This is a genomic window from Buchnera aphidicola (Cinara pseudotaxifoliae), from assembly GCF_900128595.1.
Classification (GTDB): Bacteria; Pseudomonadota; Gammaproteobacteria; order Enterobacterales; family Enterobacteriaceae; genus Buchnera_F; species Buchnera_F aphidicola_J.
In genome coordinates this window covers 248,038-262,031 of the sequence record NZ_LT635893.1, presented here as the reverse complement: position 1 = coordinate 262,031, position 13,994 = coordinate 248,038, and the positions used below count along the sequence as shown (strand labels likewise).

Here is a 13,994-nt window from a genome sequence, read left to right as displayed (position 1 = left end):
AAATAACACGAAAGGTATCAATGTATGTCTCGAATTATAACCATTACTTCTGGTAAAGGGGGTGTTGGAAAAACAACTTCTAGCGCTTCTATTGCTACTGGTTTAGCTTTATATGGAAAAAAAACTGTGGTTATTGATTTTGATATAGGATTAAGAAATTTAGATTTAATCATGGGTTGTGAACGTAGAGTCGTCTATGATTTTATAAATGTCATTAACCAAGAAGCTACTATTAATCAAGCTCTTATACGTGATAGACGTATAAAAAATTTATTTTTATTGCCTGCTTCTCAAACTAGAGACAAAGATTCTTTAACAAAACCGGGTGTAGAAAAAATTTTACAAATTCTTTTAAAAATGGATTTTGATTTTATCATTTGTGATTCTCCAGCAGGAATAGAAAACGGAGCAATTCTTTCTTTTTATTTTTCTGATGAAGTAATTGTAGTAACAAATCCAGAAATTGCATCTATTCGAGATTCTGATCGAATTTTAGGGATTATATCATCTAAATCGAGAAGAGCCGAAAATAATGATATACCAATTAAAGAGCATTTACTTTTAACACGATATAATCCCGGAAAAGTACAATTAGGAGATATGTTAAGTGTAGAAGATGTAATAGATATACTTCAAATTTCTTTAATTGGCGTGATTCCAGAAGACTCTTCCGTTTTGAAGTCCTCAAACCAAGGAATACCAGTTGTATTAGATACTGTATCTATTGCTGGACAAGCGTATTCTGATACAGCGCAGCGGTTGCTTGGAAATAATAAACCATTACGATTTTTATTAGAAGAAAAAAAAAGTTTTTTACAGTGGTTGCTTAGGAGATAAGTATGATTTTATTAGATTTGTTTTTATCAAAAAAAAATTATACCGCTAATTTAGCTAAAAAAAGATTACAAATTATTATTAAAAAAAAAAAAAAAAATATCTATAATCTAGATTATTTTCCGCAATTAAAAAATGATTTATTATTAGTAATTGCGAAATATATAAATGTTTCACCGAATGAAATATTTATTCAAATAGAAAGAAATAAAAATAATGTTTTTAAGCTGGAATTTAATATTCCGGTGTAGTTTAAAAATAATTCATGAGTTAATTATTAATGGATTGTGTGTAAATATCTTGGATGTAGTTGTGTTGTGTTATATTTTAAATTATATTTTAAGTATGTAATAGTACACATAATAATATATTTAGAATGTGGAGTAGTAATGTGTGTATAAAATAATTTAATGGATTTTTTAAAATTACTCATACGCATATTTAATCCTACTGTAGACCATTTTCCTGAGTAATTTTTTGTTATTTTTTTTATTTTATGGATATTTTGAAAGAATTTTTCTGTATGGTTTCCTATCCATAAACCCGTTTTTTTTTTTATATATTTCGCCCATAAAATTTGATTTTTTGATATTTGAATAGTGAGTAATACACGATTAATTTTATTAATATTCCAGCTCTGTTCTGATAAAATTTGTAATGTAGAAAAACCAATAACAGGAATTCTGTAGACTACTGAAATAGTACGTGATACTCCTATAGATATTCTAATTCCCGTGAAACTCCCGGGTCCTATAGTACAGGCAATTAAATCAATATCTGTAAAAGTAATATTTACATGATTTAAAAGTTTATTAATCATAGAAAGAATATTTTTTTCATGTGTTTTAGAGCATTGTTTAAATAGACTATATATTATACCTTTATACAACAAAGATACAGAACAAGAAAACAACGTTGTATCTAAAGCTAAAATAGTTTTTATAACTGTCATGTGTAAAATTATTCCTTTGCATATACTATGTATATTAATTTTATTACAGACTTTATTTATGAAATTTATTTTTTTAATTTTTGATAATTTTAACTAAATGTATTTTATATAAGCTAGACTGTAATACAGAAAAAGAGTAGGGTCCAACAGAAAGGATTCTTCCTACCCCAGGGATTTTTTTGTATTTACTAAGTAAAAAATCAGAAATTGAATAACAATTATTATTGGATTTGATAATTTTTATATTTAATAATTTTTTTAGATTATTTAAAGATACTGATCCTTGTACAATCCAGTTATCATTATTAATTATTATTTTAGGCATTTTTTTTGAATTTAAAAATTTTCCTACAAATATGTTAAATACATTAGAAGATTTTATCATGCCTTGAATTGAACCTAAATTATCACTGATCATAATTATATTATTTTTTGAATAACGTAAAAAATGTAATGTGTTAATTGTATTGATTGTATTAGGAATTATAATGGGCGGATATTGTATTGCTAAATTATAAATATCTTTATTTTTATTTATTATACGAAGAAGTTTATGTTTAGGTACTACGCCAATTATTTCATTTAAATTTTTATAACATACCGGTAATACATTATATTCAGTGTTTAATATTATTTTTTCAATTGTTTTATAATTATTAGTAATATCAATCCACATAATTTTATCTTTATGAACCATAATATCATTAATAGATTTATCACCTATTTTTAATGCATTATTGATAATATTAATTTCTTTTTGTTGTATTGTTTCGGAAGAAATATTATTAATTAAATAATTGTAATTAGAGTCATGAATTAAACACGATCTTTCTGTCTTTCCAACGCTGTTTGCTCTGTCTTCCACAGCCTTTTTGACTATTTTTTTTACAGAACAAAGAATCATAGTTCTAAATGGTTGTATAGATTTTTTTGAAATTATGTTTCTTATTCTGATTTGATTCATAATCTCAACAAATAAAGCAAATCCAATAGATATATATAAATATTCTTTTGGAAAACAAAAACCTAGTGATTCTATAATTAGATTTATGCTAATCATTAACAATAAACTTAAACATAAAATTATTGTTGTTTTTTGTGAATTAATAAAGTCAATGAACACTTTAGATATAAATATCATAATAATGGTTGATATTGTTACTGCAGATATTGTGATTACTATATTTTGTACTGTTCCTATAGCAGTCATAATAGAATCAAGTGAAAATATTGCATCTAATATTACAATTTGAATTACTACATACCAAAAACTTGATTGTTTATTTTTTTTTTGAGATTGATGAGTGATATTTATTATATGGTTATATAATTCAAATGTTGTTTTAAAAAATAAAAACAATCCTCCAATTAACAATATGATTTCTTTTGTAGAAAAAATAAAAAATTTATTTATTATAATAGGTTTAGTTAGATTTACTAAACTAGAAGCAATAACTAATAACCCAAAACGCATTAATAAGGCTAATATTAAACCGGTATATCTTGCTCGGTTACGTTGATGATATGGTAATTGTTTAGATAAAATAGCAATAAATATTATATTGTCAATACTTAAAATTGTTTCTAAAAATATTAATATAAAGAGACCCGCCCAGGCAGATGGATCTAAAAAAGCATGCATAAAAAAATTACTCCTAATAAAAATATTTGATTTTAAATGAATTAAAAGAATATCGTACTTAATGCTAGATATTTTTTTTGATAATTATTTTATTTATAATGTAAATTTTTACATTATATGGTTTAAAACCATATTAAGTATGCATTTCTATATAATAATATTTTTGTAGAATATATTATTATAATAGAAAATTTTATAACTATGATATTTAGTAAATAAATTTTTTAGATTATAGTAATAAATAATATTTCAATATATTAAATATAAAAAAATAGATTTTATATAAATAAATTTATTTTTACATTACTTAACTATATATTTAAATATATATCTTATTTTAATATTTATCATATAAATATATTTTCTATATGTAAATACACATATTAATTTGTTTATATGTGATGTAATTATTATTAATATATATAAGATACTAGTATATCAAAATTAAAATGATTGTATATTACATTATAATAAGTATCTATCGTTAAGTATTATTCATTACTTAATTATTTATTTTATTTATTTTTAAAAAATATATATTAATTTTTTAATATTATTATTTTTTATGTAGATAAAAATCTATAGAAAATTTTTGTTATTGAATATTACTTTTAGTAAAATATTTTTATGAATTCTTCTTAAACAGAATTAGATTTTTTAGATACTATACATTTAATATATATAAAGATGTAATATACATATATTTTGTATATGCAAAGTTTTTAAAACATTAAAGAATTTATATAATGTAATAATATCATTACACGCTTAATTGTATTTTAAATTAAAATATATTTAATATATAATTATCAATAGTATAATTATATATAATATACATTATTTTTCTTTGAAAAATCAAAATAATAATTAAAAGATATTAATTTTTTAGTTTAAAAACTAATAATACTTTAAAGATTTTTTATTATATAAATGTTTATAAATATTTTGTAATTAATTTTCTGGAATTATCTTTTGTTAAATGTTTATAATTATTTTGTTTGTGTTTATATATAAATATTCTGTATTTATTTTTAATTTTTCTTATTATTTCTACAAATAAAACGATAACTTGTTTAGATTAAATATTTGTAAAGATATTAATAATATCTGGTAATTTAATATTTTGAATATATTTTTATTTTATATTTAATAAAAATAATTTATTTTAAAAATTTTTATAAGTTCTTTTAGTAATGGTTTTTTTGCATGTTACATCAGCACAGAGGCTAGTTGTTATCCCATTTTTTTTTATCTTTTTGTATCAAATTAAAAGCTGATTGAGGACCCCATGTACCAGAATTATAGTATTGTAATAACATAGGATGACTTTTATATGCTTGTATTATTGGATCAATCCACTTCCATGCATAAATAATTTCTTTTTGTTGAACAAATAAGAATTGACGGTCTTGTATTATTTCTATAAATAATCTTTCATACTCTTCTAAAATTTTATTTTTTAAAAAAAATAGTTTTTCATTACTATAGAATTTATTTTTTTTAAAAGTTTTATTTGAATTAAATTGTGATATTTTAATTTTTTTTTTGGGATTTTTCTTAAATATAGGTTGTAAATTAATTGTCATGCGGTTTAATGTAGAATGTATATATTTATTTTTAAATAAAATGTTGTGTTTTTTTTTAAAAAAGACAACAATTTTAGAAGATTTTTTAAATAATCTTTTTCCTGTTCGAATATAAAAAGGAACATTTCTCCATTGTTTAGTATCTATATATAATTTCATAGCTACAAATGTTTCAGTAGAACTGTTTTTTTTTGCTTTTTTTTCGTTGATATACGCTTTTACAATATGATTATTAATGTTATTTGAAGAATATTGTCCAAGTGATACGTAATTATGGATATTGTTTTTATTGATTTTTCGTAATGATTTTAAAATTTTGATTTTTTCATCACAAATGTTTTTTTGATTAAATGATTCTGGTGTTTTCATAGCAAAAATCGAAATAATTTGTAGCATATGGTTTTGAACCATGTCTATTATTTGTCCGGTATTATCAAAGTAGTCCCATCTATTTTCTATCCCAATACTTTCAGATAATGTAATTTGTACATGATCAATATAGTGTTTATTTAGGTAGCTATTGAATATAGGGTTAAAGAATTTTAGTTCAATTAAATTAAGTATTGTTTTTTTTCCTAAGTAGTGATCAATGCGAAATATTTTTTTTTTAGAAAAATATTTTTTAATAGATTTCTCAATAATTAAAAATGTACTTAAAGATTTACCAATTGGTTTTTCGACTACAATTTTAGAATTTGATTTATTAAATTTAATTGACGATAATCCTTTAAAAATTTTTTCGAACATATCTGACGATACAGCTAAATAATTAATTAAAGTTGAATTTTTTTTTTTAAAATAAGGTGTTAATTTTATAAAATCTTGAATTTTATTGATATCCATAGTAACAGACGTAAAACGTTTTTTAAATGATTTCCATACGGACAGTTTTATATTTTCATTTAAAAATTTTTTTAAAGAATTATAAATAATTTGAAGATATTCTTCTTTGGTATAAATAGTTCTGCTTATTCCGATAATTTTCATATCGCTTACAAGATATTTTTGTTTTTCTAATTGATATAAAGCTGGAAATAATTTTCTTTGAGCTAAATCACCTGTGGTTCCAAAAATAATTAAATCATAATTTTTTTTAAGTAACATTATTATACCTTATTAATTAATATTATTAATATTTATGATAATAGATATTATCACTTATCTTGTTTAAAATAATGATAATGACTAATATTATTTAATAATAAACATTAATTTTTTAAAGTATAGAAATATATTTAAATTTTTGTCTATTATTAATTAATAATCAATTTTAAAATTAAAAATTGTTTATATATGTAATGAATGTTATACAACAATATGTATAATATAGTATTTAGTATATATAAAAATATTAATGATTATATTTTTATACAAGATAAATTATTTATAAATATTATACTAATGTAGTTAAAAGTTTAATAAATTAAATAGTATAGATTAATATTTTGAATGAAAAATTATTTTTTATGGTTAACTATTTTATATATTTAAATGTATATTCAAGGAATTATTGTATGAAAAATTCTCTAAGAAGAACAAAAATTGTTTCTACATTAGGACCGGCAACAGATGATAAAAAAATTTTAAAAAAAATAATACAATCAGGAGCTAATGTATTAAGATTAAATTTTTCTCATGGTACAGCAAAGGATCATATTAATCGAGTTAAAAAAATTAGATCAATAGAAAAAGAGTTAAATTGTTTTGTAGCTTTGATTGGTGATTTGCAAGGACCAAAAATACGTATTTCTAGTTTTAAAAAAAATAATATTTTTTTAAAAAAAGGAGATAATTTTATATTAGATTTAGAAGTTTTAGAACATGAAGGAAATATACATTCTGTAGGAATTAATTATACCAATTTACCGAATGAAGTATCTTGTAACGACATACTTCTCTTAGATGATGGAAAAATACAATTACAAGTTATAAAAAAAAATCACACAAAAATTTTTACTAAAGTGATTGTCGGTGGACATTTATCAGACAATAAAGGTTTAAATAAATTAGGAGGAGGTTTATCTGCATCCGCTTTAACCCAAAAGGATGAAAATGATATAAAGTTAGCAGCTTCAATTGACGTAGACTACCTAGCAGTATCCTTTCCTAGATCCCCAAAAGACTTACAAAAAGCTCGGTTGTTAATGCAAAAATCTGGTAGTAAAGCAAAAATTATTGCTAAAATTGAACGAGCAGAAGCTATATCATCCGAAAAAATAATAAAAGAAATTGTATTGGCATCAGATGTAATTATGATTGCTAGAGGAGATTTAGGTGTTGAAATTGGTGATTATAAACTAATAGGAATACAAAAAAGATTAATAAAAATTGCAAGACAACTGAATCGAGTAGTGATTACTGCTACGCAAATGATGGAATCTATGATTATAAATCCTTTTCCTACACGAGCAGAAGTTATGGATGTTGCTAATTCTGTTCTGGACGGAACAGATGCAGTGATGTTGTCAGCAGAAACTGCTTCTGGGCATTTTCCTAATATTACTGTACAGACTATGTCAAAAATATGTTTAGGTGCAGAAAAATTACCTAGAGCAAATATTTCTAAACATAGAATTAATGAAAAATTTAATAGTATTTCTGAAACAATTTCGATGTCTGCTATGTATGCTGCCAATCATTTAAAAAATGTTTCTGCAATCGTCATTATGTTTACGTCTAATAAAATTGCTTTATTAACATCAAGAATTACATCTGGATTACCAATTTTTTATGTATCTAATTATGTTAAAAAACTTAGAATATGTTCTTTATATAAGGGTGTTGTTCCAGTGTATTCAAAGAATAGTTTTACTGATAGCAATTCTATTAATTCAGTTCTTTCGTTGTTAAAAAAAAAATATTCACTGTCTATAAATACAAATGTAGTGTTAGTAAAGTCTTGTAAAACAAATAACACAAGTATTGTTAATACGGTACAGATTGTACCCGTACTGTAGAAGTATTTTTTTAAATTGTTGTTTATAAACAGAAATACTCTGTCTTGACTAATATGAGTAAACATATAGAATATATTATATATAAAAATATATGTAATTATATACAAATAAATTTTTAAAAATTTTTATTGTATTTCAATAATATGATTTATTATAAATAGTTATTTTTTCTAAAATATCATTTTAAAAAATAATGCGTAATTATTATGTATATATAAGTATAATGTTTAATTGTTTATCATATATAGTCAATTCAGAAAATTAATGTGTTTTTACAGTAGCATAAATACACGTATATTATTTAACATAAAAAATATATAATTTTTATAACTTAAGTATTAAATATAATATACGTATTATATTTCATATAATAATTTTTTTGAATTGTATTGATTATAATGATATTTAAATATTACTATTTTAGTTAATTTAATTTTTTCCGTTATGGATAATGTATGTTGTTTCTTTTAATTTTTCTAATAAAAAAATCATATTTTTTAATTTATTGTAATCATCTATATTTATATTTTGTATAATTTTAGGAATAATTTTTATAGTAACGTTTGTAAAAAAAACAGAATAAAATAAAAAATGTTTTTTTACTATTTTGAAATATTTTGCAAAAATTTTAATTTTTAAAAAATTTTTATTTATTTTTTTTGTGATAATTAAAGGGCTGTTATTAACTATATTTAATAGGTTTTTTTCATCATAATCTTTAAGATTAATATGTATTGTATAAAAACAATCAAATAAATATTTAACATTATTAAATTTTATCAAACGAGCATTGAACTTAGAAAAAATACTTCTTATACTAGATACAGTTCTATTACTATTATCAGTATTACAATAAATAACAATAGCAACTCCAGATGAACTGTATCCTGCATATTTCATAGCATTAAAAATATCTTGTTTGTTATTTTGAGTACTGCGCTGTATTGCTTTGTTGATTGATGTTTTTTTTAAATTATGTGTATGAGCTTTTTCTAAAAGATTTCTCAATTGAAAGTTTTGACTTATGTCTGAACCATACTTTGCGCTAGAAGTAGAAATTTCTTTAATTATTTTTGTAAATATTTTACTACGTTTTATATCTTGAGCATTTTTCCTATGTTTTGTGTTTGCCCACTTGCTGTGTCCCGCCATAGTTCCTCGTTTATATTACGAAATATTTTTTTAAAATATTTATGATATAATTTGTTATCATTTATTTTAATATAAATAAAATTATATAATATGAATTATAAGACTAGTTATTAACATGGAGCTCCTGTCATTAAACAAGTTGCCGAAGTAGTTTTTGGAAACGCAATTACGTCAGAAATAGTCTTACTATCTGTTAATAGCATAGCTAAGCGATCTAAACCTAATGCTAACCCTACATGAGGAGGTGCACCATATTGTAAAGCATTTAAAAAAAAACCAAACTCTTTTTTTTGTTTAATTTTATCAATTTGGAGTATGTCAAAAATTTTTGTTTGCAGTTCGTAACTATGAATTCTCCGAGATCCCCCCCCTATTTCACAACCATTTATTACTAAATCAAATGCACTGGATAAGATTTTACATGGGTCAGTAAAAGTTATATTTCGCGCATCATTTTTTGGAGAAGTAAATGGATGATGCATAGATTTTAAATTTTCATTTTTATCTTTTTTAAATAAGGGAAAATTTGTAATCCAGATAGGACATACTTTTTTTAAATCTGTTATTTTGAAATCAATTCCAATTTTTAATCTTAATTCACTTAATATTTTATTAGCTAAATTTGTTTCTTCTGCTACTATAAAAAATATATCTCCGTTATGGATAATATTTTGAGAAAATATATTATATATTTGTGTATTACTGATTTTTTTTTTTAAATATGAATCCATATGTATATTATAACTTTCTTTATTAATAATTTTTGTATACATAAATTGATGTAATTTTTTTTTTTTAAAAAATTTCTTATAAATTTTTATTTTTTTTTCTGAAATGAGGTTTGTCCCGTTGGGAACTCTAATGGAAATTATACGATTAGAATTATTTTTTAATAACCAAGGAAAAAAGTATTTTAAATTATCTTTAAAAAAATAATCTAAACTAATAAATTTAATAGGATTTCTTAAATCCGGTTTATCTGTTCCATATATTGATAAACTATCACAATAACTCATTTTTTTTATTTTTTTCAATTTTGTTTTTTTAATGGATAACCATAATTTTTGTATTAAATTATTTATTAATTTTTGTATATGATGTTTTCTTAAAAAAGCTATTTCTATATCTATTTGTGTAAATTCTGGTTGTCGATCAGATCGTAAGTCTTCATCTCTAAAACATTTAGCAATTTGATAATATCTATCTATTCCAGAAATCATTAATAGTTGTTTAAATAATTGCGGAGATTGAGGTAATGCATAATATTTACCTGGATATAATCGACTATTAACTAAATAATCTGATGCTCCTTCTGGAGTAGATTTAGTTAAAATAGGAGTTTCAATCTCTAGGAATTTGTTTTTTATAAAGAACTGTCTAATTATAGTAGTTATTTCACTGCGTTTTTTAATATTTTGAAACATTATATTACGACGTAAATCTAAATAACGAAATTTAAATCTAATATCTTCTTTATTTTTTTTTGTATAATCTAACGGAATGGGTAGTGTTTTATTGAATATAAAACATGAAAACCCTATAATTTCTATTATTTTTTTTTTTGAAGTATTTTTTAGTAAATTACATGATTTTTTTATAGTAACTAAACCTTGTATTTGTACACAAAAACCATGACGTAAATGTAGTATTGAAGAAAGATATGTATTGTTTTCTTTATTAAAAAAAACTTGTATAGTTCCTGTAGTGTCTTGTACTTCAATAAAAATTATTTTTTTTAAAATTCGTATTTTATTTATCCAACCACATATAGTAATTATTGTATTGATATCAATTAGTGTAATTTCTCCGCAATATCTTGTACGCATATTTATCCTAATACTTTTAATTTTATAAAAACCATAAAATAGATAATATTGATTATTATAAATTTTATTGTATAATTATAACTTTTTGTAAGATAGTTAATTTATTTGTTATAAATACAATAGTTATTAAAAAATTTATCTACTTCTAAAAATAATTCTTCCTTTGCTAAGATCATAAGGTGTTAATTCTAACGTAACTTTATCTCCTGTTAAAATTCTTATATAATTTTTTCTCATTTTTCCAGATATATGAGCTATGATTATATGTTTATTTTCTAATTCCACTTTAAACATGGTGTTTGGAAGAGTATCTATTACTATACCTTGCATTTCTATACTTTTCTCTTTCATAAAATAAATCCTTAATAGTTTTATGTAGTTTTTATTTTAATTTAAAACTACTATTTAAATACTTTTCAGCGTCTATAGCAGCCATGCACCCGCTCGCTGCAGCTGTTATAGCTTGTTTATAGACTGAATCAGATACATCTCCTGCAGCAAATATTCCTGGTATATTAGTTTGTGTTTTCATATAATTTTTATTATTATTAATTTTTACATAATTATTGTGAATGTCAATATATTTAGAAAATATTTGAGAATTTGGAATATGTCCGATTGCAATAAATAATCCTGATACATTTAAATACTTAATTGTATTATCTACGTTAGAAAAAACTTTAATTTTATTTACTGATTTTTTATTTCCCAATATATCTATAATAATAGAATTAAAGTAAATAATGATATTATTTTTTATTTTTATTTTTTCATATAATCGATCAATTAATAGTTTATCTGCTCGGAATTGATCGCGGCGATGAATCAAGTATACTGTTTTAGCTATATTAGATAAGTATATAACTTCTTCTAAAGCAGAGTTTCCTCCTCCTACTACAGCTACAATTTGATTTTTATAAAAAAATCCATCACAAACAGCGCAGGTAGATATTCCTTTTCCCATATATAAATTTTCTGAAGTAATATTTAACAATTTTGCATAGGATCCGGTTGCTATAATAATTGCTTGACTGGAGTATGTACGTTCTTCCCCAATTAAATTAAAAGGATTTTTTTTAAAGTTTACAGATTTAATTACATCACGAATAACATTAACAGAAAATTTTTTTACATGGCATAACATACGATCCATTAATGTCATTCCGCTAATATGATTATAGTCTCCTGGCCAGTTTTCTATTTCATTTGTTTGCACTAACTGTCCACCTGGCTGAGATCCAGTTATTAATATAGTATCAATGTTAGATCGAGCAGAATAAATTGCTGCCGTATATCCCGCTGGTCCTGATCCAATAATGATTAATTGCGCGTATTGTTTTTTTATTTCAGCCATATTAATGTTCCTTATTAAAATAATTTTTATTTTGAAATTTTCAAATAAAAAAAATAGTTAATATAATAAAAGTAAGATTTTGTGTATAATAATAGAATTATTATTTTTTTAATATAATTTTGTTCATTTTTTATATTCTTTTGATAATTAAAATATTTATTTATATAAAGTATAGATTGTAATAATAAAATTATAAAAAATTTTAATAATATAAGAAATATGCAGTATTTATGAATTAATTTTATTAAGCATTATGTATATAATAAATTATATATTTTATACATATTATAGATTTATTAAAAATTTGTATACTGGAAAATTATAAATACTATGTTAAATTTTAATACAATTAAAAATAATTATTCTTTTTATCAAGATCAATTAAAGAAAAAAAATTATGTTCTAAATATAAATAAATTTGAAAAATTAGAAAAAAAACGTAAAAAACTACAGATTTGCAGTGAAAAGAAAATATCAGAACACAAGCGAATGTCAAAACATTTAGTTTATAGAAAAAAATTTTTTCATGAATGTGACATTTTTAAAAATAAAATTATTACCTCTCGTTTGATTATTAACAGTCTAAAAAAAAAATTAGAAAAAATAAAAAAAAAAATACATGACATGCTTATTGTTATTCCTAATACACCGCATCATGATGTACCAATAGGTATTGGAGAGAAAAAAAATAAGAAAATTTATTCATGGGGAAAAAAAAATAAATACAATTTTTCTATCATGGATCATATAGAAATTGGAAATAAATTACAAGGATTCGATTGGAAGACATCTTCTGTTATTTCTGGTTCTGGTTATGTAATCATGAAAGGTTCAATTGCGCGACTACATCGTGCATTAGGACAATTCATGCTAGATATACATACTCAAATACATGGATATAAAGAAGTATATATACCTTATATCGTGAAAGATTCTTGTATGTTTGGTACAGGTCAATTACCAAAATTTAAATCAGATTTATTTCATACATACACATTGCATGGTAATTGCCAAAAGAATGAATATGATAAATTATTTTTAATACCAACATCTGAAGTGCCTTTGGTTAATTTGGTTCAAAATAAAATTATTTTATCTAAAGAATTACCATTAAAATTTGTTGCTCTTAGTTCTTGTTTTCGTGCTGAAAAAAATACTTATGGAAAGAATGTTAAGGGATTAATTAGGAATCGTCAGTTCGATAAAGTTGAAATTATACAAATTGTACATCCGCAAAAATCTGAAAATACGCTTGAAATCTTAACACAGCATGCAGAAAAAATATTGCAATTATTACGATTACCATATAGAAAAATATTGTTATGTACAGGCGAACTAGGTTTTTCATCTCAAAAAACATATGATTTAGAAGTATGGTTTCCTGCTCAAAAAACATATCGAGAAGTATCTTCATGTTCAATGATTGGTGATTTTCAAGCTAGAAGGATTAATGCTCGTTATAAAGATAACGATAATAAAAAAAATTTTTTTTTACACACTCTAAATGGTTCAGGGTTAGCTGTCGGAAGAACTTTAGCTGCTATTTTAGAAAATTTTCAGTGTTCTAATGGAAAAATTTCTATTCCAAAAGTATTACAACAGCCTTACATGAACGGTATGAAATTTTTAATTTAATTTAATAAAAAATTTTGGTGTGTATTTTAAATAAAAAAAAAAAAAAAAAATCAACT

At 22.3% G+C, this 13,994-nt stretch carries 11 protein-coding genes; 4 read left to right on the top strand and 7 right to left on the bottom strand.

Annotated features, from left to right (window positions below; genetic code table 11):
• Positions 1 to 24 precede the first annotated feature (24 nt).
• Together minD and minE are read left to right on the top strand one after the other, a co-directional pair.
• Positions 25 to 837 carry a septum site-determining protein MinD gene (gene minD, locus BUCIPSTX3056_RS01075; RefSeq protein ID WP_075474726.1) on the top strand — a complete coding sequence of 271 codons (813 nt, stop codon included), beginning with the start codon at positions 25 to 27 and terminating at the stop codon, positions 835 to 837.
• Positions 838 to 839: 2 nt separating this feature from the next.
• The gene (gene minE, locus BUCIPSTX3056_RS01070) at positions 840 to 1,085 is read left to right on the top strand and encodes a cell division topological specificity factor MinE (protein WP_075474724.1); all 246 of its coding nucleotides are present in this window, start codon (positions 840 to 842) and stop codon (positions 1,083 to 1,085) included.
• A gap of 26 nt (positions 1,086 to 1,111) precedes the next feature.
• Here the strand turns inward: minE and tsaB are convergent, their stop codons facing one another.
• The 3 genes from tsaB to zwf all read right to left on the bottom strand — a co-directional run bounded on the left by tsaB (position 1,112) and on the right by zwf (position 6,118).
• A complete protein-coding gene (gene tsaB, locus BUCIPSTX3056_RS01065) occupies positions 1,112 to 1,786 on the bottom strand; it encodes a tRNA (adenosine(37)-N6)-threonylcarbamoyltransferase complex dimerization subunit type 1 TsaB (RefSeq protein WP_075474721.1) in 675 nt (224 codons plus the stop codon).
• 73 nt (positions 1,787 to 1,859) lie between these two features.
• Positions 1,860 to 3,428 carry a TerC family protein gene (locus BUCIPSTX3056_RS01060; RefSeq protein ID WP_075474719.1) on the bottom strand — a complete coding sequence of 523 codons (1,569 nt, stop codon included), beginning with the start codon at positions 3,426 to 3,428 and terminating at the stop codon, positions 1,860 to 1,862.
• A gap of 1,226 nt (positions 3,429 to 4,654) precedes the next feature.
• Positions 4,655 to 6,118 carry a glucose-6-phosphate dehydrogenase gene (gene zwf, locus BUCIPSTX3056_RS01055; RefSeq protein ID WP_075474717.1) on the bottom strand — a complete coding sequence of 488 codons (1,464 nt, stop codon included), beginning with the start codon at positions 6,116 to 6,118 and terminating at the stop codon, positions 4,655 to 4,657.
• A 410-nt stretch (positions 6,119 to 6,528) separates the two neighbouring features.
• Between zwf and pyk the strand changes: the two genes are divergently transcribed.
• Positions 6,529 to 7,971, top strand: a complete 1,443-nt coding sequence (pyk, locus tag BUCIPSTX3056_RS01050; protein ID WP_075474715.1) for a pyruvate kinase — start codon at positions 6,529 to 6,531, stop codon at positions 7,969 to 7,971.
• Positions 7,972 to 8,400: 429 nt separating this feature from the next.
• Here pyk and BUCIPSTX3056_RS01045 read toward each other — a convergent pair whose 3' ends face one another.
• The 4 genes from BUCIPSTX3056_RS01045 to trxB all read right to left on the bottom strand — a co-directional run bounded on the left by BUCIPSTX3056_RS01045 (position 8,401) and on the right by trxB (position 12,303).
• Positions 8,401 to 9,123 (bottom strand): YebC/PmpR family DNA-binding transcriptional regulator, encoded by a 723-nt coding sequence (locus BUCIPSTX3056_RS01045; protein ID WP_075474713.1) that lies wholly within the window; start codon positions 9,121 to 9,123, stop codon positions 8,401 to 8,403.
• 110 nt (positions 9,124 to 9,233) lie between these two features.
• Positions 9,234 to 10,949, bottom strand: coding sequence for an aspartate--tRNA ligase (gene aspS, locus BUCIPSTX3056_RS01040; RefSeq protein WP_075474711.1), 1,716 nt, complete (start codon positions 10,947 to 10,949; stop codon positions 9,234 to 9,236).
• Positions 10,950 to 11,084: 135 nt separating this feature from the next.
• Positions 11,085 to 11,300 (bottom strand): translation initiation factor IF-1, encoded by a 216-nt coding sequence (gene infA / locus BUCIPSTX3056_RS01035; protein ID WP_075474709.1) that lies wholly within the window; start codon positions 11,298 to 11,300, stop codon positions 11,085 to 11,087.
• Between the two features lie 31 nt (positions 11,301 to 11,331).
• Positions 11,332 to 12,303, bottom strand: coding sequence for a thioredoxin-disulfide reductase (trxB, locus tag BUCIPSTX3056_RS01030; protein ID WP_075474706.1), 972 nt, complete (start codon positions 12,301 to 12,303; stop codon positions 11,332 to 11,334).
• A 330-nt stretch (positions 12,304 to 12,633) separates the two neighbouring features.
• On the opposite strand from trxB, the gene serS reads away from it, so the two are divergent.
• The gene (serS, locus tag BUCIPSTX3056_RS01025; RefSeq protein ID WP_075474704.1) at positions 12,634 to 13,938 is read left to right on the top strand and encodes a serine--tRNA ligase; all 1,305 of its coding nucleotides are present in this window, start codon (positions 12,634 to 12,636) and stop codon (positions 13,936 to 13,938) included.
• Positions 13,939 to 13,994 lie beyond the last annotated feature (56 nt).

Excerpts from the sequence above, each read along its gene's own strand:
- minD (WP_075474726.1), top strand. The coding sequence starts at position 25 with ATGTCTCGAATTATAACCATTACTTCTGGTAAAGGGGGTGTTGGAAAA.
- minE (WP_075474724.1), top strand. The coding sequence starts at position 840 with ATGATTTTATTAGATTTGTTTTTATCAAAAAAAAATTATACCGCTAAT.
- tsaB (WP_075474721.1), bottom strand. The coding sequence starts at position 1,786 with ATGACAGTTATAAAAACTATTTTAGCTTTAGATACAACGTTGTTTTCT.
- BUCIPSTX3056_RS01060 (WP_075474719.1), bottom strand. The coding sequence starts at position 3,428 with ATGCATGCTTTTTTAGATCCATCTGCCTGGGCGGGTCTCTTTATATTA.
- zwf (WP_075474717.1), bottom strand. The coding sequence starts at position 6,118 with ATGTTACTTAAAAAAAATTATGATTTAATTATTTTTGGAACCACAGGT.
- pyk (WP_075474715.1), top strand. The coding sequence starts at position 6,529 with ATGAAAAATTCTCTAAGAAGAACAAAAATTGTTTCTACATTAGGACCG.
- BUCIPSTX3056_RS01045 (WP_075474713.1), bottom strand. The coding sequence starts at position 9,123 with ATGGCGGGACACAGCAAGTGGGCAAACACAAAACATAGGAAAAATGCT.
- aspS (WP_075474711.1), bottom strand. The coding sequence starts at position 10,949 with ATGCGTACAAGATATTGCGGAGAAATTACACTAATTGATATCAATACA.
- infA (WP_075474709.1), bottom strand. The coding sequence starts at position 11,300 with ATGAAAGAGAAAAGTATAGAAATGCAAGGTATAGTAATAGATACTCTT.
- trxB (WP_075474706.1), bottom strand. The coding sequence starts at position 12,303 with ATGGCTGAAATAAAAAAACAATACGCGCAATTAATCATTATTGGATCA.
- serS (WP_075474704.1), top strand. The coding sequence starts at position 12,634 with ATGTTAAATTTTAATACAATTAAAAATAATTATTCTTTTTATCAAGAT.